Origin of the sequence: Flavobacterium luteolum, assembly GCF_027111275.1 — a bacterium.
Lineage (GTDB): Bacteria > Bacteroidota > Bacteroidia > Flavobacteriales > Flavobacteriaceae > Flavobacterium > Flavobacterium luteolum.
Window position 1 is genome coordinate 2,081,167 of the sequence record NZ_CP114286.1, and the last position, 24,938, is coordinate 2,106,104.

22 protein-coding genes and 1 tRNA gene are annotated in these 24,938 nt (G+C 31.4%); 10 read left to right on the forward strand and 13 right to left on the reverse strand.

Going from position 1 to position 24,938, the window contains the following annotated elements:
- Window positions 1-45 precede the first annotated feature (45 nt).
- The 3 genes from mnmG to OZP10_RS08935 all read right to left on the reverse strand — a co-directional run bounded on the left by mnmG (window position 46) and on the right by OZP10_RS08935 (window position 6,277).
- Window positions 46-1,917 carry a tRNA uridine-5-carboxymethylaminomethyl(34) synthesis enzyme MnmG gene (mnmG, locus tag OZP10_RS08925; protein ID WP_281634352.1) on the reverse strand — a complete coding sequence of 624 codons (1,872 nt, stop codon included), beginning with the start codon at window positions 1,915-1,917 and terminating at the stop codon, window positions 46-48.
- 560 nt (window positions 1,918-2,477) lie between these two features.
- A complete protein-coding gene (gene ybeY / locus OZP10_RS08930) occupies window positions 2,478-2,894 on the reverse strand; it encodes an rRNA maturation RNase YbeY (RefSeq protein WP_281634353.1) in 417 nt (138 codons plus the stop codon).
- Entirely contained in the window at window positions 2,891-6,277 is a 3,387-nt protein-coding gene (locus OZP10_RS08935) for a collagen-like domain-containing protein (protein ID WP_281634354.1), read from the reverse strand. Before OZP10_RS08935 ends, ybeY begins: the two co-directional genes overlap by 4 nt.
- A 165-nt stretch (window positions 6,278-6,442) precedes the next feature.
- Here OZP10_RS08935 and gltX point away from each other — a divergent pair, with 165 nt between their 5' ends.
- Complete coding sequence (gltX, locus tag OZP10_RS08940) at window positions 6,443-7,948, forward strand: glutamate--tRNA ligase (RefSeq protein ID WP_281634355.1); 1,506 nt, start codon at window positions 6,443-6,445, stop codon at window positions 7,946-7,948.
- A gap of 134 nt (window positions 7,949-8,082) precedes the next feature.
- Entirely contained in the window at window positions 8,083-9,066 is a 984-nt protein-coding gene (locus OZP10_RS08945; RefSeq protein ID WP_281634356.1) for an SPFH domain-containing protein, read from the forward strand.
- A 20-nt stretch (window positions 9,067-9,086) separates the two neighbouring features.
- On the opposite strand, the gene OZP10_RS08950 is transcribed toward OZP10_RS08945, so the two are convergent.
- The 5 genes from OZP10_RS08950 to OZP10_RS08970 all read right to left on the reverse strand — a co-directional run bounded on the left by OZP10_RS08950 (window position 9,087) and on the right by OZP10_RS08970 (window position 14,001).
- Window positions 9,087-9,341: a DUF6327 family protein gene (locus OZP10_RS08950; protein WP_177211520.1), complete on the reverse strand. Its 255-nt coding sequence runs from the start codon at window positions 9,339-9,341 to the stop codon at window positions 9,087-9,089.
- Window positions 9,342-9,343: 2 nt separating this feature from the next.
- On the reverse strand, window positions 9,344-9,694 hold the full coding sequence (locus tag OZP10_RS08955; protein WP_281634357.1) for a competence protein: 351 nt from the start codon (window positions 9,692-9,694) through the stop codon (window positions 9,344-9,346).
- 74 nt (window positions 9,695-9,768) lie between these two features.
- On the reverse strand, window positions 9,769-10,095 hold the full coding sequence (locus OZP10_RS08960) for a YtxH domain-containing protein (protein ID WP_111378726.1): 327 nt from the start codon (window positions 10,093-10,095) through the stop codon (window positions 9,769-9,771).
- 93 nt (window positions 10,096-10,188) lie between these two features.
- The gene (locus OZP10_RS08965; protein ID WP_198855071.1) at window positions 10,189-10,668 is read right to left on the reverse strand and encodes a hypothetical protein; all 480 of its coding nucleotides are present in this window, start codon (window positions 10,666-10,668) and stop codon (window positions 10,189-10,191) included.
- Between the two features lie 1,215 nt (window positions 10,669-11,883).
- The gene (locus tag OZP10_RS08970; protein ID WP_281634358.1) at window positions 11,884-14,001 is read right to left on the reverse strand and encodes a glutamine--tRNA ligase/YqeY domain fusion protein; all 2,118 of its coding nucleotides are present in this window, start codon (window positions 13,999-14,001) and stop codon (window positions 11,884-11,886) included.
- A 107-nt stretch (window positions 14,002-14,108) separates the two neighbouring features.
- Here OZP10_RS08970 and folB point away from each other — a divergent pair, with 107 nt between their 5' ends.
- Window positions 14,109-14,468 (forward strand): dihydroneopterin aldolase, encoded by a 360-nt coding sequence (gene folB, locus OZP10_RS08975; protein WP_111378731.1) that lies wholly within the window; start codon window positions 14,109-14,111, stop codon window positions 14,466-14,468.
- A gap of 94 nt (window positions 14,469-14,562) precedes the next feature.
- Window positions 14,563-14,633, forward strand: a tRNA-Cys gene (locus OZP10_RS08980).
- A 520-nt stretch (window positions 14,634-15,153) separates the two neighbouring features.
- On the opposite strand, the gene OZP10_RS08985 is transcribed toward OZP10_RS08980, so the two are convergent.
- The 3 genes from OZP10_RS08985 to rnr are packed head-to-tail and all read right to left on the reverse strand — an operon-like array spanning window position 15,154 to window position 18,722.
- Window positions 15,154-15,834 (reverse strand): LysE family translocator, encoded by a 681-nt coding sequence (locus OZP10_RS08985; RefSeq protein ID WP_281634359.1) that lies wholly within the window; start codon window positions 15,832-15,834, stop codon window positions 15,154-15,156.
- A 13-nt stretch (window positions 15,835-15,847) separates the two neighbouring features.
- Entirely contained in the window at window positions 15,848-16,516 is a 669-nt protein-coding gene (locus OZP10_RS08990; RefSeq protein WP_281634360.1) for a head GIN domain-containing protein, read from the reverse strand.
- Between the two features lie 22 nt (window positions 16,517-16,538).
- Window positions 16,539-18,722 carry a ribonuclease R gene (gene rnr / locus OZP10_RS08995; protein WP_281634361.1) on the reverse strand — a complete coding sequence of 728 codons (2,184 nt, stop codon included), beginning with the start codon at window positions 18,720-18,722 and terminating at the stop codon, window positions 16,539-16,541.
- Window positions 18,723-18,832: 110 nt separating this feature from the next.
- On the opposite strand from rnr, the gene OZP10_RS09000 reads away from it, so the two are divergent.
- Both OZP10_RS09000 and rpiB read left to right on the forward strand, forming a co-directional pair.
- On the forward strand, window positions 18,833-19,066 hold the full coding sequence (locus tag OZP10_RS09000) for a putative signal transducing protein (RefSeq protein ID WP_177211513.1): 234 nt from the start codon (window positions 18,833-18,835) through the stop codon (window positions 19,064-19,066).
- 805 nt (window positions 19,067-19,871) lie between these two features.
- Window positions 19,872-20,303, forward strand: coding sequence for a ribose 5-phosphate isomerase B (gene rpiB, locus OZP10_RS09005; RefSeq protein WP_091129181.1), 432 nt, complete (start codon window positions 19,872-19,874; stop codon window positions 20,301-20,303).
- Window positions 20,304-20,458: 155 nt separating this feature from the next.
- Here rpiB and OZP10_RS09010 read toward each other — a convergent pair whose 3' ends face one another.
- On the reverse strand, window positions 20,459-20,728 hold the full coding sequence (locus OZP10_RS09010) for a DUF1294 domain-containing protein (RefSeq protein ID WP_281634362.1): 270 nt from the start codon (window positions 20,726-20,728) through the stop codon (window positions 20,459-20,461).
- A 117-nt stretch (window positions 20,729-20,845) separates the two neighbouring features.
- On the opposite strand from OZP10_RS09010, the gene OZP10_RS09015 reads away from it, so the two are divergent.
- The 3 genes from OZP10_RS09015 to OZP10_RS22705 all read left to right on the forward strand — a co-directional run bounded on the left by OZP10_RS09015 (window position 20,846) and on the right by OZP10_RS22705 (window position 23,937).
- Entirely contained in the window at window positions 20,846-22,969 is a 2,124-nt protein-coding gene (locus OZP10_RS09015) for a Tex family protein (RefSeq protein WP_281634363.1), read from the forward strand.
- Between the two features lie 155 nt (window positions 22,970-23,124).
- Window positions 23,125-23,769 carry a hypothetical protein gene (locus OZP10_RS09020; RefSeq protein WP_281634364.1) on the forward strand — a complete coding sequence of 215 codons (645 nt, stop codon included), beginning with the start codon at window positions 23,125-23,127 and terminating at the stop codon, window positions 23,767-23,769.
- A gap of 105 nt (window positions 23,770-23,874) precedes the next feature.
- A complete protein-coding gene (locus OZP10_RS22705; protein ID WP_489886153.1) occupies window positions 23,875-23,937 on the forward strand; it encodes a hypothetical protein in 63 nt (20 codons plus the stop codon).
- Window positions 23,938-24,027: 90 nt separating this feature from the next.
- Here the strand turns inward: OZP10_RS22705 and OZP10_RS09025 are convergent, their stop codons facing one another.
- Window positions 24,028-24,207 (reverse strand): Sec-independent protein translocase subunit TatA/TatB, encoded by a 180-nt coding sequence (locus OZP10_RS09025; RefSeq protein WP_008465789.1) that lies wholly within the window; start codon window positions 24,205-24,207, stop codon window positions 24,028-24,030.
- Between the two features lie 213 nt (window positions 24,208-24,420).
- Here OZP10_RS09025 and OZP10_RS09030 point away from each other — a divergent pair, with 213 nt between their 5' ends.
- Entirely contained in the window at window positions 24,421-24,927 is a 507-nt protein-coding gene (locus tag OZP10_RS09030; RefSeq protein WP_281634365.1) for a peptidase, read from the forward strand.
- Window positions 24,928-24,938 lie beyond the last annotated feature (11 nt).

A 24,938-nucleotide genomic window follows, 5' to 3' on the forward strand; every position in this document is an offset into this window, starting at 1 on the left:
TCTCAGTACAAACTGAAAACTGAAAATTGAGACTGCAAACTTTATTTACCTTCCCATATAAATCAAAAGAACGGAAATATCGCTTGGCGATACTCCGCTGATTCTTGAAGCTTGAGAAATGGTTACAGGACGAATCTTGCTTAATTTCTGTTTTGCTTCAATCGACATTGATTTGATTTTGTTGTAATCAAAATTATCCGGGATTTTTACTTCTTCCAAGCGATTTAGTTTATCTGCATTATTTCTTTCTTTTTCGATATAACCAGAATATTTTACTTGAATTACTGCCTGCTCTACAATTTCTTCATCCAGATTATTTTCTTCAATATAAGCTGAAACCTTTTCAAATTTCAACATATCCTCCAATTCAATCTGTGGACGAGAAAAAATCTTGAACATTTTATCTCCTTGCGAAATCGGAGCAGATTCTTTTGCCTCCAAAATAGGATTGGTTTCTGCAATACTTACACTTGTTTCTTTAAAGAATTGAACCATCTTTTCAGATTCGTTTAATTTCTTTTCCATTCTGCGTAAACGATCTTCAGAAGCTAAACCAATTTCATATGACATTGGAGTCAATCTGAAATCGGCATTATCCTGACGCAACAAAGTTCTATACTCTGCTCTTGATGTAAACATACGATACGGTTCTTCTGTTCCTTTCGTAATTAAATCATCAATTAGAACTCCAATGTACGCTTCGTCACGTTTTAAAATCAATGGATCTTTTTCATGCACTTTTAAATGCGCGTTTATTCCAGCCATCAAACCTTGAGAAGCTGCTTCTTCATATCCTGTCGTTCCGTTAATTTGTCCCGCAAAATATAAACCTTCAACCAACTTCGTTTCTAAAGTATGTTTCAATTGCGTTGGCGGAAAGAAATCATATTCGATTGCATAACCCGGTCTAAAGAATTTCACATTTTCAAAACCTGCTACAGAACGAAGCGCTTTAAATTGAATATCCTCTGGAAGCGAAGTTGAAAATCCGTTTACATAAACTTCGCAAGTATTCCATCCTTCTGGCTCAACAAATAATTGGTGACGCTCTTTATCTGCAAAACGATTTATTTTATCTTCAATAGACGGACAATATCTTGGTCCTAAACTTTTAATTCTTCCGTTGAACATTGGAGAACGATCAAAACCTTCTCTCAAAATATCATGAACATTCAAAGAAGTGTACGTCATGTAACAAGAACGCTGATGCGTTAATGGAGCGGTCACATCAGAATAAGAAAACTTAGCTGGCTTCGCATCTCCTTTTTCTTCATTCATTTTAGAATAATCCAAAGAACGCCCATCTACTCGAGGTGGCGTTCCTGTTTTCATTCTTCCAGCTTCAAAACCTGCTTTGATCAAATCTTCGGTAATTCCGGTTGCAGCGCTTTCTCCTGCTCTACCTCCTCCGAATTGTTTTTCACCAATATGAATTAAACCATTCAAAAAAGTACCATTCGTCAAAACCACAGATTTAGAACGAATCTCCACACCAAGCGAAGTTCTAATTCCTTTTATCTTTCCATCTTCAATAATCAATCCTTTAACCATCTCTTGATAAAAATCAAGATTTGGAGTTGCCTCCAACATCATTCTCCATTCTTCTGCAAAACGCATTCTATCACTTTGAACTCTCGGCGACCACATTGCAGGTCCTTTTGATTTGTTCAGCATCTTGAACTGAATCGCAGTTTTATCTGAAACAATTCCTGAATACCCACCAAGCGCATCAATTTCACGAACAATCTGTCCTTTTGCAATTCCACCCATCGCAGGATTACAAGACATCTGTGCTATGTTCTGCAAACTCATTGTAACCAATAAAGTTTTCGATCCCAAATTTGCAGCCGCAGCCGCAGCTTCAGAACCAGCATGGCCTGCACCAACCACAATAACATCGTATTCTTCTAAAAACATTTTGTTTTATTATTCTCCAAAAACCGCTAACGCGGTTTCTAGAATTACATTTATATTTTTCTTGTTCCACGTGGAACTTTTATTTTTGTTTCAGGTTTCAAGTTTCAGGTTTCAAGTTCAAACTGAAACCTGCAAACTGATATCTTCAAATTCGAAAACAAATAAAAACGTTTCACGTTTTTTTTTTAAAACAGAACTTTCAAATAGAACTTTCAAATAGAACTTTCAAATCAGAACTCCGAAACAGAATCTTCATAATAAATATTTCACGTGAAACATTTCTAAACTTCTATTCTAAACTTCTATTCTAAACTTCCAAAGAACATTTTAAAATCATGTTCCACGTGAAACATCTATTCTTTTTCTTTTAAATTCAAATTTAAAAAATCGTTCCACGTGGAACGATTTAATCTTTTATTCAAATTCTTTACATTAACGTTCCACGTGGAACGCTTTAAATTCTTTTATTCTCTTCAGATATGTTTCACGTGGAACGTTACAAAAATTTAAAAACCGAAACGTTTCACGTGGAACATATCTATTAAAAAGATGTTTAATTACTATTCCACGTGAAACATCTTCATTTTCTCTTCTTCTTTCTGTCTCATTAATTGAGCTTCTTCCTCTGACTTATCTTTGTATCCACAGTAATGTAGTATACCATGAGATAGCACTCTTTTAAGTTCTTCAGCAAATGAAACATTGAAGTCTTTTGCATTATCTGCAATGCGTTCTACAGAAACAAAAATATCTCCATTTAACTCGTTACCAACTGAATAATCAAAACTAATTATATCAGTTAAAGTGTCGTGATCTAAATATTCAACATTGATTTTATGAAGATACTCATCATCACAAAATATATAATTGATTTCTCCTTCGTTCTTATTTTCAGAAACAATTACAGCACTTAGCCAGTCACTAAAAACCTGCTCGTCTCCTAAAGTAAAATCTGTTTCGTAATTAAAATTTATCATTTTGTATTAAAGTATTCTTGAACTTTTTGATTAAAATTCGAGCGCAAAGGTAGTGATTGTCTGTTTAATATCTCTACACTGTTTAAATATTCCAATAACGAACTAGGCAAAGCATTGGAACGATTAGTAAATTCAGTCTTATTAGTTTCAGATTGTCTTTGTGTATCTTGGCCTTGTTGCTGAACTGCGTTGTTTAATTTCCATAATTCTTGCTGGATGTTTAAGATACGTTGCAGGTTCTCATTCTTGAAACCTTTATTCAAAATTTGCTTTTCAGATTGTTTCATTTGGTCTATCACAGATTTCCCTTGAGAATCTAAACCTTTCTTTGCTAATTCTTTTTGAAGCGCTTCTCTAAGTTTAACTTGCTCTTTATAAATCTCCATTATAGCTTCTGCATCTCCTTCTCCATCTTCACCTTCATTGCCTTTTTGTTCTCCTTTTCCATTCTTACCATCTTTACCAGAAGAACCTTTATCTCCACTTTTATTTCCTTGTCCTTCTTTACCCTGCCCGTCTTTTCCTTGACCAGACTTTCCATCTTTTCCTTCTCCAGGTTTATCTCCAGGTTGTTGACCAGGTTTCATACCTTCTTTCATCTTATCGGCAAGTCCCTTTTGTTTCTGAATAATATCTGGTAATTGCATTCCTTGTCCGTCTCCAGGTTTAGGTTTTCCAGCTCCGGGTTTAGGCATAGACATCTGCATATTATTTAATAAATCACTTAAGAAATCTGCTAACTTATTGGCAGATGAAACCGCATATTGCTGGTGTGAAACACCTCTAGGAATCTGAACATCCGTTAAAGTTTCAATCGCCTTGTCCATGTTGTATTGAACGTTTCCAATTTCTTTAGTAACATCTTCTGCTACCTTTGGGTTACGTAATGAAAGTGCAAACAAACTGTCATCAACATGTCTAAACTGCTGTTTCAAATTCTGTTGAATCTTGATGTTTTTTGTAAATGTAGAAGAACCCAATTTCATTGCTTTGAACTGTTTCATCACATCTTCTTGCGACAAAGAATAAGCTAAAAGATTATCTAAAATTTGACGAAGCATTGCTACATCTTCTTCTAATTGCTCTTGTTCTCCACCTTCCATTTCGCTCTGCATTTCCTGAGCCATAGACTTCATTTTCTTCGCTGCGCTTTTCTGTTTTGGCTTAGCAGCAGAAGTGTTCTTTTTGCTCAATTCTTCTGAAGCTTTATTAAGATCATTGTCTAGATCCTTCTCTTTTGAAGCATCAGATGGAATATCTAAAGGTTTCTTTAAAGTCTTATTTTCTTCTTTCAAATCTTTTAAATCTTCCTGAATCTTATCAAAAGATTTATTAATTTCATCCTGCTTCTCTTTCGTATTTTCTTTCTCTTTACTTGATAACTGTTCCTGTTGTTCTGACAGTTTATTTAGTTTCTCAGCAACCTGCTCTGCTTTCTTTGAAACATAAAAACGTTTGGTCAACTCAACCAATTGTTCTAAATTACGAGATTGGTTTTTACTGATTTGTTTGAACTTTTCCATCTTATCAAACAGTTCTTCACTGTTTAATTTATCGTTTAAGTTCTTCAATTCATCTAACAATTTCTGATTCTTTTCAAGATCTTTCTGTGCATTATCTAAACGCTTTTGCAAATCATCAGCTGTTTTATCTTTCTTATCATCTTTGAATTTATCTAAGTTCTGGTTCATTTTCTCAGAAAACTGTTTCATCATTTCGTCTTGCTGTTTCTGACGTTTGATAAAATCATTGATCTTCTGCTGATCTTTAAACTCTAAATTATCTTTTTCTTTTCCTGTATTCTGAAGCTTATCCATTTCTGAAATCTGCTTCGTTTGGTTCTTCAAAGATTTAGATAAACTATTAATGTTTTGATTCTGCTGTTGTAATTCCTGATCTTGAATTTCATCTGTTGTAGCTACACGATCTGAAAACGTAGAAGACTTTGTACTCTTAAAACCATGTGGTGCATCGTTATCAAAAACCTCAAAATAGTATTCATATGAAACACCTTCTTCTACAGGAAGGTTACTTGGAAAATTAAAAACAAACTGATCGAATACTCCAGCCTTAACAGGAATGTTTCCACGCTTTGCAGATTGTGGTTTGTTACGCTCGTAATACACAATTTGTAATTTAGAAAGTCCATAATCATCACCTAATCTTCCTAGAATATAGTTCTTATCTAGCTTCAAACTATCAGGCGCAGGACCAACATTGATAGTTGGAAACTGATCTTTGATTACAGAGAGCTGATAATCGAGTTTTTCGTAGTTTTTAACCTTATCGTTAGACGTAAGAATTTGATATTCTGTATTTTGACTAATATTTTTACTAAATTTAAAGTCATTTTCAACCTTATTGAACTTAAATACTTCATTATCTCTTTTCCATGCTACTTCCTGTGTAGATTTGGTATTCATTTTCCAAGTTACAGTCGTTCCTTCTGGTACAATTGCATTTCCAGTTCCTTGAATTATTTCTGATTTTTTCTTTAGATAAGAAGGAAAATTCAAAACCATTTCGAAGTTTGCAATTGACGGAACTGTGATTACTTTCAATTCGTATTCTTCTGAAACAACAGAATTTCCTTCAAAAGAAAATTGAATATTCTCAGTTGGTTTCTCCACGTTAAATTCAAACTTTCCAGGTTGAGAAGATTCCATAAAATAGCTTTCATTTCCAATATGAATCATAACATTCTCAGGAACTACATTTCCAACAGATTCCATTTTGATAACGAAATCTTTATTTTGTTCAGCTTGCAAATTCGAATTCAAAACCACAAACTTAAAAGGAGCTGGTGGTAAAAATGCAGAATTAAAATGCACTACTCTATTCAAACTTTGAGAAATAATATTGCTATTTCCAGAAATATAAAACACTGCAAAAAGTAAAATTGGAACTAAAGCTAATGGCAAGTATTTTTTGTTAGCTTTAAAATTGATAGCATTTCCAAATGGAATTGGTTGTAAAGAATTTGCTTTTTGCTCAATTGAAGCCAAAACCAATTCTGAACTTTCAGTATTATTTTCAGAAGACAATTGCAAAAAGTTAGTTAGCTTGTCGCTCACTTCTGTGAAATGATTTCCAATAATTTTAGAAGCTTGAGTATAATCAATTCCCTTTTGAAGTTTGAATAATTTAAACAATGGGAAGATAATTAAACGGACCAAAAGGAAAACTTCAACTCCAATAAATAACCAAAATAGAAAAGTTCTTCCCAAAGGTTTCAACCAAAGAAAGTACTCTACAAAAAGCGTAAATAGAAAATATAATAACCCAAAACCAGTAAAAAGTAATATCCCTTTTATCAGTTCGTTGGTATAATATTTCTTAATGAAAGCTTCTAACTTTTGATATATAGCAGATGATGTTTTCAAAATTAAATCTGTTTTAATTATAACCTATAAAAGTAGTAATTATAACAATAAGTCTGAAAGTCAAAAGTCGAAAGTCAAAAGTTTAGCACACAGCTAAAAACCTTTCAAACTTTCGACTTTTGGCTTTTGACTAATATCGTATCTTTGCAACAAAATTTTAAACAAATGTCAAAGCAAGTTCGTGTGCGTTTTGCACCAAGTCCGACTGGACCGTTACATATTGGCGGAGTTCGTACTGCCTTATTTAATTATTTATTTGCAAAGAAACATAATGGTGTTTTTTATCTGAGAATTGAAGATACAGATCAGACTCGTTTTGTTCCAGGTGCAGAGGCTTACATTATGGAAGCTCTTGAATGGTTAGGAATTGCTCCTGAAGAAACAGTTGGAAAAAATGAAAAATTTGGTCCATACAGACAAAGCGAACGTAAAGATTTATACCAGCAATATGCAGATCAATTGATCAATTCTGGTTGGGCATATTATGCTTTTGATACTCCGGAAGCTTTGGATGCACATAGAAAACAACACGAAGCTGAAGGAAAAACATTTATTTACAATCACCACAATCGTGAAAAGTTAGATACCTCTTTAGTAATTTCTGCAGAAGAAACTGCTAAAAGAATTGCAAATGGAGAACATTATGTAATCCGTTTTAAAACTCCTGTTGATGAAACTTTGCATTTGAAAGATATCATTCGTGGAGATGTTAAGTTTGAAACTAATCTTTTGGATGATAAAGTTCTTTTCAAAAGTGACGGAATGCCAACTTACCATTTAGCCAATATTGTGGATGATCATTTGATGGAAACTTCACACGTAATTCGTGGTGAAGAATGGTTGCCTTCTATGCCACTTCACGTTTTATTATACAAAGCATTTGGTTGGGAAGCTCCAGAATTTGCACATTTACCTTTGATTTTAAAACCAGTTGGAAATGGAAAATTATCAAAAAGAGATGGAGACAAAATGGGATTTCCAGTATTTCCATTAGAATGGAAAACTGAAGAAGGAATTTCATCTGGTTATAGAGAAAAAGGATTTTTTCCAGAAGCAGTTGTAAACTTCTTAGCTTTACTTGGATGGAATGATGGAACTGATAAAGAATTATTTTCTTTAGAAGAATTAGCTGAATCTTTTGACTTAAATAGAGTTCACAAAGCTGGAGCAAAATTTGATCCAGAGAAAAATAAATGGTTCAACCACCAATATTTAATAAAACAAAATGACGCAGATTTAGCAAAAACCTTCTCTCCTATTTTAGAAGAAAAAGGCATTGATATTTCTAAATATGATCTAACTAGAATTGTTTCGTTGATTAAAGAAAGAGCAAATTTCGTTTCAGAATTTTGGGATTTGACAGATTTCTTTTTCCAAGCGCCAACATCTTATGATGAGAAAGCAAGCAAAAACTGGAAAGAAGAAACTCCTACTTTAATGCAGGAACTGATTTCTGTTTTAGAAAATATCGAAGATTTTACTTCTGCAAATATTGAAACAATCGTGAAAGATTGGTTAACTAAAAACGAAATCGGAATGGGTAAAGTAATGCAACCTTTCCGTCTAAGTTTGGTTGGAGCGCTTAAAGGTCCTCACCTATTTGACATTGTTGAAATTATTGGAAAAGAAGAAACTATTTCTAGAATTCAGAAAGCAATTGAAACTTTATAATTAAAATTTCATTTAAAAATAGAAACGCTAAGTAACATCACAAAAATGTTCTTAGCGTTTTTTTAATATTTGATAATTCCTTTTTAGAAGAATTTTCGTAATTTACCGAAATTCATAAATTAAACAAAATAACCATGAGTACAGCATTTATTATCTTTTTAGTATTGGCATTCTTCATTTTCATGTCGTCTTTCTTTACTGTAAAACAGCAATCGTCTGTCATTATCGAACGATTTGGAAAATTTCAGAGTGTAAGAAATTCAGGATTACAACTTAAAATTCCGTTGGTTGACAGATTGGCCGGACGTGTAAATCTTAAAATTCAGCAACTAGATGTTATCATCGAAACTAAAACTAGAGACAACGTTTTTATTAAAATGAAAGTTTCTGTTCAGTTCAAAGTAATTCAAGAAAAAGTATATGAAGCATTTTACAAATTAGAATATCCGCACGATCAAATTACTTCTTACGTTTTTGATGTAGTTCGTGCCGAAGTTCCGAAACTAAAATTGGACGACGTTTTTGAAAGAAAAGATGATATCGCAGTTGCAGTAAAACGAGAATTGAACGAGGCAATGTCTACTTACGGATATGATATCATCAATACTTTGGTTACTGATATTGATCCAGACATTCAGGTAAAAAATGCAATGAATAGAATCAATGCTGCGGATAGAGAAAAAACCGCCGCTGAGTTTGAAGCAGAAAGTTCAAGAATTAGAATCGTTGCTAAAGCAAAAGCTGAGGCAGAAAGCAAACGTTTACAAGGACAAGGTATTGCAGATCAGCGTCGTGAAATTGCAAGAGGTCTTGTAGAAAGTGTTGAAGTTTTGAACCAAGTTGGAATTAATTCTCAAGAAGCTTCTGCCCTAATTGTAGTTACACAACATTATGATACTTTACAAGCAATTGGAGCTGACGCAAATTCTAATTTAATTTTACTTCCTAATTCTCCTCAAGCTGGTAGTGACATGTTAAATAATATGGTCGCATCATTTACTGCATCAAACCAAGTTGGCGAAATGATGAAAAAACATAATAAAAAAGTCGACAAATCAAAACCAATTCAGAGACAATCTGGTTATGAAGATGACATTCAACCGGAAGATCAACAATAATATAAAAATGAAAAAGAGGCTTAATCGCCTCTTTTTCTATTTATAAACCAACCAATTACATAAGGTAAAATGGTCTGTAGAATTTTTACATAAGAATTGGAAAAGTAATCTGTGTAAGATGAAATAAAACCATTTACAATATTTTGCGGAGTGATACTTTCCTTTGTTTTCTGAAAACTCAAAACCAATTTCTGATAATTGATTTCTTTCTCCAATTTCAAAATTTCTAGATCTCTTTCAATCTCAGCATACGAAGAGTATTTTTTTCTTTCCATAATTAATCATTAAAAAAGATTTCTGAAAATTTCTCCAAGATTGGTCCTTCAACAAATTTGTCTTTTATAAAGAAAAGCAAAATAGTTATTACCAAATAGATTCCTCCTACCGTCAAAAATCCGAGGGCATTACTTTCAAACAAAGAACCAAAAGCATACGCTGCGGCGAAAGATCCAAAAATCATCACCATACTGAAACACAATAAAATCAAAGTAAACTTAAAGATTAAAGTTGTTGATTTCATTGCAACTTTAAAACCCCAAAGTTTATAATAAGCTAAGTGACTATCAATATATTGTTTAGCCTGATCTTGAACTTTTTCGGTGTTCTCTTTTAATTCTTCAAAAGCCATATTTAAAATTTTAGATAAAAAAAAGCACAAAACTTTCTTATAAAAATAAGCAAGTAATGTGCTCTATAAAAATATTATTTCTGAAGTTTAGCGTTTTGTGCTTTTAACTCAGCCAATTTAGTTTCTAAAAAAGTAATTACTTCTTCTGTTTTATGGCTGACATTAGAAAGTAACTCATTCAAAGTTCCGTCAAGATTATGAGTAGCACTCGTAAATTTTTCACGAAGAACTTCAGAGCTCGCATCAAAAGAATCTTTCAGATTATGTTTAGCATCATCGATACCTTCCTTAATTTTTGCTCTTGTTTTTGATCCTTTATCTGGAGCAAATAAAATTCCAATTGCCGCTCCTGCAGCCGCTGCAGCCAAAATTGCTGCTGCTGTATTTAAATTCTTAGACATGATAGTTACAATTTAAAATTATTAATAAAGATACTCTTTTTTAAAATGATAAAACTTTGATTAATTGCAATTTACAAAAAATTAACAATCCTATTAATACACATAGGCTACTGCTTCGTACTTACCATCTGCTTTTTCAACAATGCTAACAAAAGGATAACCATTTGAAGCCGATTTAGATTTGATTCTCATAGCAGTCTGGTTCTGATTTGCAATTGGCGGTTCACCTTTTGTCCTTGTTGAGACTCCTGTAAAACTAGCTGCTTGTTTCAGTCCTATTGTTTTTTCTTGCGGAAGAACAGTTACCATTTTGTAATCGTCTTTTGAATCAACTACTATTTTATCAGAAACTTTTTGAGTTTGTTTTGTTTCTTTATTTGTAATAGATGAAACCGCATATTTACTGATTTTAATTTCTTCAGAACTTCCGTTTAAAGAATAGTAAACAAAACCATTTTCAGATTTAATAAAATTTACATCAAGTTGTTCTCCGTTATGTTTTGTAATTTGATGTGTTTGAGAAATTGCAACATTTGCAAATAATAATGCTAGTGTGAAATATAAAATTTTCATGATAATTAGATTTAAATTAAAAATTGTCAGACCTGAAATTTAAAAACTAAACTTTCACTCAAATTCAACATTATGGTATTTTGTAAATTATGACACAATTTGAAAAAATATTTTTTACGGGAAATATTATCAGAATTACATCATAATAAAAATGCGAACATAAAATTGTCTTTTTAGGAAATCAGTTTTGAAAACCCATTGTCATAAAAATTACGAGTTTCTAAAAACAATAAATTTCAACTTAGATTCTTTACGGCAAATTTTAATTTTTTACAAAAATCATCTCTGACTTTTGGTATTGAGTTAAAAATAGCAGTTTTATAAACAATTGTGTGTTAACAACCCGTTAAACTGACTAAAATAACAGTAAAAACTAAAATAAAGACCGTAAATAAACAATTATCTAAAAAATGAGTTATATATCAAACACGTTTTAAAAACGTCTTAAAATTAATTTATGAAGGTTAAAATTAATCAAAAAAAACTATTATTTTTATATTTTTAATCATTTTTACAAATAATAATTAAAAACTAAATTTTTAAAAAATCAATAATAAAAATTTATATATATAAAATTAAAATCAAGAGCTTAAAAAATAATAAAAAACTATAGTTTTAAATTTTAAAGTAATTTTTCTAAATAATAATTACAAACTAAATTTTAAACTATAATAATAATCAAAACTTATAATTGTAAAAATTGAAGTCAAAAATTAAAAAAATAAGAAAAAACCTTAATTTAAATTTTTTTAGAAGAAAACTGAAAGCAAAAAAGTAAAAAATTAAAATAAAGAGTTTTAATGAATGAAAAGTAAAAAAAGGTCTTCTTTACTCGACTATTTTTTATTCTTCTTTAAAATTAAATTATGAAAGTCACTTTTAATCTATAAAATTAATAAAAATATTAAATTTAATAGATTTTATAAATAATAGATAAAATATTAAAAATAACATACTTTAAATAAGTAAAATTTATTATTAAAAATTAAAAACAAAAATTGAATCTAAAAAAAGCAAAAATTCAAATAAAGCTTCCTAATAGATCTAAATTTAAAAAAATGAATTCCTTATCCAATAAAATTTTATTTTCTATTAAAATCAATTTATGAAAGCCACTTTTAATTTATAAAAATTATAAAATTTTAAATTATAATAGTTAATTTATATAATAAAAAAAAGCGCTTATAAAAGCGCTTTTCATAAATTTAGTTGATATTACTTCTTCACCATTTCAGAAAGAATTTCAATTTCTCTTTCTGAAGCATTTTTTGGTGGATTTGAATATAATTTCAAAATTTCATCGTCAAATTGATTTCTGAAACTCTCACTTTCAATATCTCTTAAATTTAAAAGTGCTTTTGATCTAACATAAGTCGATTCACTTTTTAGAGACATTGAGTACAATTTCTTAATATCTTCTTCTTCAAAATCTGTTGATTTCCAGTTTGAATACTTCAAAATAAACTGAGAAAACAACAGCGAAGCCTTATTATTGTTGATATTCTTTTTCAAAGAATTCTGTAAAAGAGAAAAAGTAGAGATATTTTTGATGTTCTCCCCTATTGCACTTTCAATTGCAATTCTTTCTGGTTTAGTCTCAACTTTAAAATATTTGTTGATATCTTTCAAAGAATTATTGATGCTATTTTCTTCTTTTTTACCTTTTTCTTCCCAAGCATCTTTCAATCCAACAGTTTTGTTAAATACTAATTTTGAAGCAGTTGAGTCTTTATCAACAGTAAAATATCCTAAACGTTGAAACTGAAATTTATCTTCATTTTGAGCTGTTGATAAACTTGGTTCAACATATCCAGTTACAATTTCTAATGAATTTGGATTCACAAAATCTAAGAAATTCTTCTCTTTATAACTGTCCGGAGCTTCATCTGTAAACAAACGATCATACAAACGAACTTCTGCTTCCAAAGCATGTTGAATAGAAACCCAATGCAATGTTCCAGACACTTTTCTTTGGCTTGCTTCTGTCCCACTTCCACTTAAAGAATCAGTGTCATATGTTACATGAATTTCTGTAATATTTCCGTTTTCATCTTTTATAACAGACTCACCTTTAATGATATAAGCATTTTTAAGACGAACTTCTTTTCCTAAAGTCAAACGGAAAAACTTAGCTGGAGCTTCTTCCAAAAAGTCTTCCCTTTCAATGTATAATTCACGGGAAAAAGGCACTTTTCTAAATCCTGCATTTTCATCTTCTTGATTATTTTCTGCTTCTAACCACTCTTCTTTTCCTTCTGGATAATTGGTAATTACCAATTTTACAGGATCTAAAACAGCCATTACACGAGGTGCAATTTTATTCAAATCTTCACGAATACAGAATTCTAAAACCGATACATTGATCAAATTATCGCGTTTTGCAATACCAATTGTATTAGCAAAATTACGTAATGAAGCAGCTGTATAACCACGTCTTCTTAATCCAGAAATTGTTGACATTCTTGGATCATCCCAACCGTTTACATGCTTTTCTTTAACTAGTTGCTGTAATTTTCTTTTACTAACAACAGTATGTGATAAGTTACGTCTAGCAAATTCTCTTTGTTTTGGACGAAGTTTATTTTCATCTAAAATCTGATCTAAAAACCAATCGTATAATTCACGGTGAGGCAAAAATTCTAGTGTACAAAATGAGTGGGAAATTTGTTCCAAATAATCACTTTGTCCGTGCGCCCAGTCGTACATTGGATAGATTTTCCAAGCATCTCCAGTTCTGTGGTGATGTTTGTGTAAAATTCTGTACATGATAGGATCACGCATTAACATGTTTGTTGATTTCATGTCAATTTTTGCACGAAGAATATGTGTACCAGCCTCAAATTCACCATTTTTCATTCTTTCGAATAAATCTAGATTTTCTTCAACAGAACGATTTCTGTATGGGCTGTCAGTTCCTGGAGTTGTTGGAGTTCCTTTTTGGATCGCCATTTCTTCAGAAGATTGGCTGTCAACATACGCTTTATCTTTCTTAATTAAGAAAACTGCCCAATCGTACAATTGTTGAAAATAATCTGATGCATAACATTCTTCAGCCCAAGTATATCCTAACCATTCCACATCTTTTTTAATAGCATCAACAAATTCCTGCTCTTCTTTTTCAGGGTTTGTATCATCAAAACGTAAATTCACAGGAGATTGATAATCAATTCCTAAACCAAAATTTAACGCAATAGAACTCGCGTGCCCAATGTGTAAATATCCATTAGGTTCTGGTGGAAAACGAAAGCGAAGTTTAGTATTTGAAAGACCTGATTTTACGTCTTCCTCTATGATTTGTTCAATAAAATTGAGTGATTTCTCTTCTGATGCCATTATTTTATAGTAATTTTAGCAAAGATAAAAAAAAGGTTTCAGGTTTCAGGTTTAAAGTTATCTAACTGGCATAAAACCTGAAACTTTAAACGTGAAACAATACAAAAATGGGAGTTATAAAATTGAAAAATATCCGTACTTTTTCTTACCACGGATGTTTAATTGAAGAAGGAAAAATTGGATCTGATTACAAGGTAGATTTAAAAATTAAAACCAATTTACAGAAATCAGCAGAAACAGATCATCTTTTAGACACTGTAGATTATGTTCATTTGAACAAAATTGTGACGGAAGAAATGGCAATTCGTTCGCATTTATTGGAACATGTAGCCAAAAGAATCAATATTCGTGTGCTGGCAGAGATAGAAATGATAGAAAAAACCACAGTTTGGGTTTCTAAAATAAATCCGCCTATTGGTGGTGATGTTGAGTCAGTTACTATAAAAATGACGGAAATTAGAAAGTAATGTTTAAAATTAAAATCCTAAAATTTTAAAATAGTTACTATGAAACTTTTGAAATTTAAAGATTTTAGTTACTTTTGCCAACCGTTCAAGTAATGGCGTCGTGGCCGAGCGGCTAGGCTGGGCTCTGCAAAAGCTCCTACTCCGGTTCGAATCCGGACGATGCCTCAAAAAGAGATACAGAAATGTGTCTCTTTTTTTTGTGCTTAATTTTTAGAAAAAATTAATTAAATATATTGGTTCGAATCCGGAAGATGCTTCAAAAAGAGATACGGAAATGTGTCTCTTTTTTTTTTGTGTCTAATTTTTAGAAAAAATTAATTAAATACATTGGTTCGAATCCGGACGATGCTTCAAAAAGAGATACGGAAATGTGTCTCTTTTTTTTGTGCTTAATTTTTAGAAAATCCAATCATTAAAAACTTCTATACAAATCCGACAGGTTTTAAAAACCTGTCGGGTTTATAATTTTTGCACAATTTTGTCATTTCGACGAAGGAGAAATCTCCACAAGTAACTCCGCAACAATTATCCAATCTTTGTCGAGCTTCTCACGAAGATTTCTCCTTCGTCGAAATGACAAACTAGACTTAAAAAACTCATTTAAAAGTTCAAAACTAACAGTTATAAATACAAAAAAACCTCTGAAATTCAGAGGTTTAATTTTATAATTTTGAGTTATTAACAACTACTTCTTCTCTATTCTTTCGAAAGCATTTTTAACCATTTCCTTTTCTTTTGGAAACCAACCTTGAACTACTAATGCAAATCCGAAGATCATTAAAACAACGCTAATTCCTTTTTTGATTTTAAGAATATTAGTTGGAGTCATTTTTGATTTTAACTGTTTGGCTAGTAAAATCTTAGCGCAATCAATTAATAAGTAAGTGATAATTACAGCAGTAAAAAATGTCATCATTCTTGAAGTCTGCATATCTAATTTTGGCCCGACAGAAATAATAACTGCAAGCCAAAAACCAAGAACACCAATGTTAATAACGTTCAATAAAAACCCTTTTACAAACAAACTGCCATAGTTTCTTTTCAGAATATCACGGTCGATTTCTTCATCGTTTATTTTCTCTTCTTTCTTTAGCTTTACAAACGATATAATACCGTAAGTAAGCATAATTATTCCTCCAAAAATAAAAAGCGCTGGATCGTCTTTTAAACTAGAAATCAGTCTATAACTTCCAAGATAAGCGATCGCAATAAAAAAAATATCGCCCAATACTACGCCTAAATCAAATACAATTGCAGCTCTAAATCCTTTTGTTATACTGGTTTCTAATAAAACAAAAAAAACAGGACCTACCATAAAACTAAGAACAAGTCCCCAAGGAAGTCCCGCTAGAATATCGTTAATCATCAATTACAACTTGTTATTTTACTTCTTCTATTTTACCACCAAAAACAGTTTTTTGGTTTATTTGCTTTGGTTTTCCATAAATGTAAATAGAGCCTCCTGCGCTCACTTTTGCATCGACAAGGGTAGAAGCATTAACATCTGCTTTTCCGCCCGCAGAAACGCTTACAGTAGTCTGAGATGTCTCTAATTTACTTGCTAGTAAATAGCCACCAGCTCCTAGACTTGCATCTTGATTTGCAGCTTTTCCAGTTAATGTAATTTTACCTCCTGAAACAGAGCTTACTTTTAGTTTATCAACATCGAGATCAACATTAATAAGACCGCCTTCCTGAGCGCTAACTTTAAAAGAAGTTGCTTTAATGGCTTCATCACTCTTCACTTCTGCTCCTTCATTGACATCAATCAATTCTATATGTTTGTAATATAGTGTTATATCAAGATCATTTCCAGAAAGAAGTTTTGGAAAAGGCATTCTTAATTTTAAAATTCCGTTTTTATTAACAGCCTCTACTTCTGCTTCTCTTGTTCCTTTTATAACAATTTTATTTTCAGATGACTGAACTAATTTTACGCTTAATTTATCAAATACTTTTACGGTATCAAAATCTCCTAACTCTTTGGTAACTTGACCAAAAGACATTTGTACAAATAAAATTGCTGCTCCTATAATTAGCTTTTTCATACTTTTATTTTTAAATTAATATTTATTCTGCTCTTCTTAAAAAGTGAAAATCAAGTTGTTTTTTCACTAAGTCAGCATTTTTTACTTTTACATAAATTTCGTCTCCCAATTGCAATAGACGGTTTGAAGTAGCTCCAACCAAAGCATATTGTCTTTCATCAAAAGTATAGTAATCTTCTTTTATTTCTCTGATTCTTACCATTCCTTCGCATTTATTAGAAACGATTTCAACATAAATTCCCCATTCGGTAACACCAGAAATAACACCAAGGAATTCTTCGTCCTGATGATCCTGCATGTATTTAACCTGCATGTATTTAATACTATCTCGCTCAGCATTTGTTGCTAAGTTTTCCATGTTTGAACAATGCAGAGATTTGGTTTCGTAAGTTTCTTCGTCTACAGAAGCTCCTCCGTCCAAATAATACTGCAACAAACGGTGTACCATAACGTCTGGATAACGACGAATTGGCGAAGTGAAATGGCTGTAATAATCAAAAGCTAAACCATAATGACCAATATTATCAGTCGAATATTTGGCTTTACTCATACTTCTAATAGCAAGAGTATCAATAAGATTTTGTTCTTTCTTACCATTTACTTCTTCCATCAAAGCGTTTATTGATTTTGCTATATCACCTTTTGTTCTAAAATCAATCTTATAACCAAACTTAGCAATTACAGTCTGCATTGCAACAAGTTTATCTTCATTTGGTTCATCGTGAATACGGTAAACAAACGTTTTCTTTTGTTTTCCAATATATTCTGCTACTTTTCTGTTAGCCAAAAGCATAAATTCTTCAATCAAATGATTCGCATCTTTTGATATTTTAAAATATACTCCTTCTGGTTCTCCTTCTTCGTTAAGATTAAATTTGACTTCAACTTTATCAAAAGAAATGGCGCCTTGCTGCATTCTTTTCTTTCTTAAAATCTTAGCTAATTCATCTAGTTTTAAGGTTGCTTCCACAATTTCATCTGAAACCACATACGATTCTCCAGTAATAGAAATATCAACTGGAATTGTATTATTTCCTTTTGTTTCAATAATATGCTGAGCCTCTTCGTAAGCAAAACGCTGATCTGAATAAATTACAGTTCTTCCAAACCATTGGTTAATAACTTGTGCAGTTGGAGAAACTTCAAATACAGCAGAGAAAGTATATTTCTCTTCATTTGGACGTAACGAACACGCAAAGTTAGACAATACTTCTGGAAGCATTGGCACTACTCTATCTACTAAATAAACTGAAGTAGCTCTTTGATATGCTTCATCATCCAAGATTGTACCTTCTTCTAAATAATACGAAACATCAGCAATATGAATTCCAATTTCGAAGTTTCCATTTTCTAACTTTTTGAAAGACAAGGCATCATCAAAATCTTTTGCATCTTTTGGATCTATCGTAAACGTTAGCGTATCACGCATATCACGACGTTTTGCAATCTCAGATTCCTGAATCGAAGTATCTAATTTTTGTGCAAAAACTTCTACTTCAACAGGAAAATCTGCTGGCAATCCGTATTCTGCTAAAATAGCATGAATTTCAGTATTATGTTCTCCAGGTTTTCCTAAAACTCGAATTACAGATCCAAACGGACTATCGGCTCTTTTTGGCCAGTCTTCAATCTTAACCAAAACAACATCACCGTTTTCTGCTTCACCAATTTTATCTTTAGGGATAAAAATATCGGTATACATTTTAGGGTTTGCAGTCGAAACAAAAGCAAAGTTGGGTTGCATATCAATTACACCTACAAACTCTGTTTTATCTCTTTCTATAACTTCAATTACTTCACCTTCAGGTCTTTTTCCTTTTCTTCTGTTATAAACGTAGACTTTAACTTTATCTTTATCTAACGCACGATTCAAATTATTGGTCGGAATAAAAACATCTTCTTCAAATTCATCGCAAATAAAATATGCCGTTTTTCTGCTCGTCATATCTATCGTTCCTTCGTAGTAATCCTGGCTTATTGCTTTTACTAAGTATTTTCCAGGTTCAGTTTCTATAATCTTTTTTTGAGCTGCCAGTATTTTTAAATCTTTTATAATCTGGTTTCTGCTTTTAGTATCGTCTAATTCAAGCTTTGCTCCTATCTGTTTATAATTGAATGGTTTATTAGCATTTTGCGATAAAATCTTAAGTATTTTTCCAGAGAAATCTTTCTCTTTTTTTATCGGCTTTCTAATTTTCTTACTCATATATCTTTTCTTATAAGGTTTAAAATTACAAATAAGAAATCAGATTATAGATTTTAACAATTAGAATTATTAAAATTATAACTTTTCGTACATTTACAAAAACAGCCTTTATGGAAAGCTTTCAAACCATCGCCGTATTCAATTATCAGCACGAAACAGTGGTTCTCAAACACTTACTGGAACAAGAAGGAATCCCTTATTTTTTTGAAAACGAAATGACACTTTCTGTCGTTCCTTTATACTCAGCGGCACTGGGCGGAATCAAACTCAAAGTACATCCAAACGATTTCGAGGAAGTCCAACAAATTCTGGACAATCTCAACAATCCTCTCAAAATCGTCTGAAACAAGATTCAAAAACAAATTCAAATCAAGAGTAAAATTCAAATTAAATTTTTTTTTTTTCCTTTTCAACCTTTTTTAGTTTTCAACATATATTAAATACAATAAAAAAGATTTTTAAAAATTTAAAAAAATTTGTTGGTTATTATAGTGTGTTAATATGTCGAATAAATTTATTTTTAAAAGTATTGAAATGAAGTTTCTCTTAGTTATTCTGAGTTATCAACATAGTTATTTTTAGTTAAAATACTTATTTATAAGACTTTTTGTATTTTAATTAACAACGGTTGACAACCAAAATTGAATTGATTTTGTAGATAAGTTGATATGTTGATTTCTGTTGAAAATGGTATTTTTGATATTGATAACTTTTCCAAAAATTCACGAAACTTTTCTTGCATATTTAAATCCAGTTTTGGATTAAGCATTTTTTCGAAACAACCAAAAAAAACTTCTAATTTTCTTTTCGAACTTATTAACATTTTCTGTTAACTTAAAGTTAATTGAATATCAAGCAATTACAAACTGCTATTAACACCTCAAAATTTTAACAAATATTCTGTTTATTCTTCATTGATTGTGAGATAGTTATAGACTTATTAAAATTGTTAATAACTGATAAGGTTTTGACAGTAAGATAGTTGTAAAATGAGAGTTTTCGTAACGAATTTACGAATGTATACTAATTATAAATCGGTTTGTTGATATAGTATCTATAAAGAAAAAAATTTGTGAAAATTAGCCTAATTCGTGGCGAACATCTATTTATTAAGTAAATTTGCATAACACAACTTAATAGTATAGAAAAATGAAAATTTCGATAGGAAACGACCACGCAGGACCAGAATATAAAAAAGCAATTGTTGAAATGCTTAAAGCTAGAGGATATGAGGTAACAAATTATGGAACAGATACTGATGCTTCTGTAGATTATCCAGATTTCGGGCATCCAGTTGCCAATGATGTATCTGAAGGAAAAGCAGATTTTGGAATCGTAATCTGCGGAAGTGGTAACGGAATTGCAATGACTGTTAATAAACATCCGAAAGTGAGAGCTGGATTATGCTGGACTAAAGAAATTGCGTATTTAACACGTTTACACAATGATGCCAATATTGTGAGTATTCCAGCGAGATTTACATCTATTCATCAAGCTGTTGAAATCGTTGAAACTTTCCTTGATACAGCGTTTGAAGGCGGAAGGCATCAAAATAGAGTGAACAAAATTGCTTGTTCTTAAAAAGTCAAAAAAAATTCGGTGCTTCGCACCTATTATAAATAAAACACACCGGGCCGATTTTTTAATTTGTCCGGTTTTTTATTTAAATATTTGTAATTCAGTTATTTAAGTTTGTATAAAAACGGTAGTTTTCGAGTTATCAACAATGTTAATATCTACTTTTTGTAATTTAATAAGGCAATTATAAGCGCTACTTGAATTATCAAAATCAGAACAAACTTTACAATAAAAGAAGTTTTACTCGTTTTATGTTTAAATAATAACATTGCTGTTAATAGCCCAGGAGTTCCGCTGATAAGTTGCAGAAAGAATAACGTATTTTCGGGAATTCGTCTTTTATTTTTTCTAGCCCTATTTTTATCATAACCAGCGAGAATAAAAACAAGTATGTTAACAATTAAAAAATAGAGTAAAAAAAATTTCATAGGCTTAAAATTAGAAACAAAGATATTATTTTAGCCAAATGTTTGATCAATTTACAAGATTGTTTTAACAAGTAAATTATATCAACTTATAATTAAGAATTTATTTCATTAAAAAGTATGACTAATATTCAATTCATTGCCAAGTCTGTTCAGGCACCCGCTGTCAGCATTCAAAACACAGTAAAATTATTAGAAGAAGATTGTACGATTCCGTTTATTTCGCGTTACCGAAAAGACTCTACCGGAAATCTTGATGAAACTGTAATTGAGCAGATTGCAAAACTTCAAAAAGATTATGATACACTTATTAAACGTAAAGAAGCCGTTTTAAAATCTATTGAAGAGCAAAAGGCGCTTACGCCAGAATTGAAGAAAAAGATTGAAGATAGTTTTGATTTACAGGAAATCGAAGATTTTTATCTTCCGTATAAAAAGAAGAAAAAAACAAAAGCCGATGTGGCACGTGAATTTGGTTTGGAGCCATTGGCAAAACTGATTATATCTGAAAGTGACTCAGATATCGATTTTATTTCGACACAATACATTAATGAAAATGTTATTAACGAAGAAGCCGCTATTCAAGGCGCAAGAGATATTGTAGCAGAATGGATTAACGAAAATATTTACGTTCGTAAACAATTAAGAAGATTGTTTCAACGCAAAGCAACGATCACTACAAAAGTGGTTAAAAAGAAAGCCGAAGAAGAAGGCGCACAAAAATTTAACCAATATTTTGATTGGGAAGAACCTTTAACAAAAGCTCCCGCACACCGTTTATTGGCAATGCTTCGTGCTGAAAATGAAGGTTTTATCAAAATGAAAATCGATGTTGATATTGATGATGCTTACGACGTTATTGACGAAATTATCATTAAAAAACAAAACAATTCAACAGCTCATTTGCAACTAGCAATTGAAGACAGTTACAAACGTTTATTAAATCCAGCAATTGGAAACGAAACGTTACAAGAAGCAAAAGCAAAAGCCGATGCAAATTCAATCCAGGTTTTTGCCAACAATTTAGGTCAGTTATTATTGGCTCCACCGTTGGGAGAAAAACGTATTTTGGCAATTGATCCAGGATTTAGAAGTGGTTGTAAAGTGGTTTGTCTGGACGAAAAAGGCGATTTATTATACAACGAAACGATTTATCCACATGCGCCTCAAAATGAGGAATCAATGGCGATCAAGAAAATCCGTTCGATGGTAAATGCGTATCAAATTGATGCCATTTCTATCGGAAACGGAACTGCTTCTCGCGAAACTGAATTTTTCATCAAAAAAATCGCATTTGACAAACCAGTTCAGGTTTTTGTGGTTTCTGAGGCAGGAGCATCGGTATATTCAGCATCAAAAATTGCGAGAGAAGAGTTTCCGAATTATGATGTAACGGTTCGTGGTTCGGTTTCTATTGGACGACGACTTTCAGATCCGTTGGCCGAATTGGTAAAAATCGATCCGAAAGCGATTGGAGTAGGGCAGTATCAACACGATGTTGACCAAACTAAGTTAAAAGAAGAATTGGACAGCACGGTTATTCGTTGCGTGAACTCGGTTGGAATCAATATTAACACTGCAAGTAAACATTTATTAAGTTATGTGAGTGGAATCGGGGAGAAGCTGGCCGAAAACATTGTACAATATCGTTCTGAAAACGGACCTTTTGAAGATAGAAAACAGTTGAAAAAAGTGCCACGTTTAGGTGATAAAGCGTATCAGCAAGGAGCGGCGTTTATCAGAATTACAAATGCTAAAAATCCGCTGGATAATTCGGCGGTGCATCCAGAGGCTTATTCAGTTGTTGAAAAGATGGCTAAAGATTTGAATATTTCTCTGAATGATTTAATTGCAAACAAAGAAAAAACAGCCCTTATTAAGCCAGAAAAATATGTTACACCAGAAATTGGTTTGCTTACGCTGAAAGATATCATTAAGGAGCTTGAAAAGCCGGGATTAGATCCAAGAAAGTCGGCTAAGGTTTTTGAATTTGATGCGAATGTAAAATCGATTAAAGACGTGAAAACTGGAATGATATTACCAGGTATTGTTAATAACATTACCAATTTCGGCTGTTTTGTTGACATCGGAATCAAAGAAAGCGGTTTAGTGCATATTTCGCAGTTAAAAGCTGGATTTGTGAGCGATGTAAACGAAGTGGTAAAATTACACCAGCATGTTGATGTGAAAGTGACTGAGGTTGATGAAGATAGAAAGAGAATTCAGCTGACGATGGTGCTTTAAGAAAATTTCTAATTTTCGAAATTCTAAATTCTGGAATTTTTAGATAAAAAAAACTCACAAATTGCAAATCGCAATTTGTGAGTTTTTTATTTCTATTTTACTGATATTAATACTTACGAAATAATATATTTGTAGGAAATTTTAAACCCCAAGTTATGAAAAAAAGCATTTTAATTTTAATTACCCTTTTATTCTCCTCTATCGGCCACGCTAATTTTTACAAAGTTATTTTGTACATGGAAGATGGAACAAAAAAAACAGGTCTTGCTGAATTGGTAAAGAGTGAAGACTCTAAAATAACTTTCAAAACAGATGAAAGCGCTAAAAAAGAAAAAATAGCAAGCGTAGAAGTAAAGAAAATAGAATATTTTGATGAAGAAGAATGCATCACAACAGTAGAAGCATTGTATGCAACGACAGCAAACATTTTGACAGGAAAATTTTCGAAATCTAAAAAGAAATTATGGTTTAATGTTATTTATAACAAGGATGTTAAAATCGGCGTTATTCGTGATGCGGGAACTATAAGGCCAAATGCTGGAGGAACCAGTACAATTGTAAGTTCATCGAGTAGTTCGTATTTTTTTGGAAATAAAAACAGTGATGCTTTGGTTTTTGGATATTTTACAACTGCCAATACCGTGGGAGCAATAGGAACAGAATCGCTATTAAGAAAAATGTCAAGAGAAGCTTTTTCAGATTGTCCAAAGCTTATAGAGGCAATTGCAAAAGAAGATTTTAAACTTCAAACTTTGTTAGAACAATTGGTTACAATTTTCGAAAAAGTTAAATGCAAATAATAACAAATAGAAACTCCCAAATTACGAATTGTAGTTTGGGAGTTTTTATTTTAAAAAACAATTTCTGAAAACAACGAAATAAATGTAGCCAATCAGTCAAGAGGCATTTATTTTGTAAAAATATCCAATACGAAAAGGCATCACGAAAAGCGAGTTTTTCATATCTAAAATTTGGAATTCTACAAATAGGAATTTTTCGATATAAAAAAATCCCAAACTACAATTGTAATTTGGGACTTAATAATTTTTTCGAATTTCTTATTTTGTTTCTTCTTCTTGTTTTTTAGAAGCAGCAGGTTGATCGTCTTTAGCAGCGTTTTTAAATTCCTTAATTCCACTTCCTAAACCTTTCATTAATTCTGGAATTTTTTTACCTCCAAAAAGTAATATCACAATACCTACGATAACAAGGATTTCTGTAAGACCTAATCTTCCCATGACTAATATATTTAATGCCGAAGCAAATTGTTTTTCTTAATTATTCCGCAAAGGTATATAGAAATATACGAAATAGAAGTATTTTTAGTTTAAAATATTTGTATTAAACCGCGTTAAATATTTTATAAAATCGTAAATTATAGCTCTTCATGAAATTTTTTGAATAAATATCATGATGATTAATTATTATATTTGCTAGCATAAAGAAGGATAATGAATAAAAAAAAGAAAAAGGATTTTAGAAAAAAACTGTTCATTAAAAACCGATTAGTAATTTTAAATGAAGACACTTTTGAAGAGATATTTTCTTTTAGGCTTACTTTAATGAATGTCTTTGTAACGTTTACTTTGGGTGGAATATTTCTAATTTTGGTTACTACTTTTATCATTGCTTTTACACCCCTTCGCGAATTTATTCCTGGATATTCTTCGACAGAATTGAAACGAAATGCTACAAGACTAGCAATTAAATCAGATTCTTTAGAAACGGCTTTAAAACAGAATGAAATTTATATAAAAGGAATTCAGAAAGTTTTGAAGGGAGAATTGGAATATTCAAAATTTAATAAAGATTCTATATTAGCAGAATCGGTTGAGGATGCTTCAGATGTAAATATGAAAGCATCTGATGCTGAAATAAAACTGAGAGAAGATGTAGCTGAAACTGAAAAAGAGCTGAAGGTGAAATCTCAGGACAAAAAGAAAAGTGATAAAAAATAATACCACTGAAA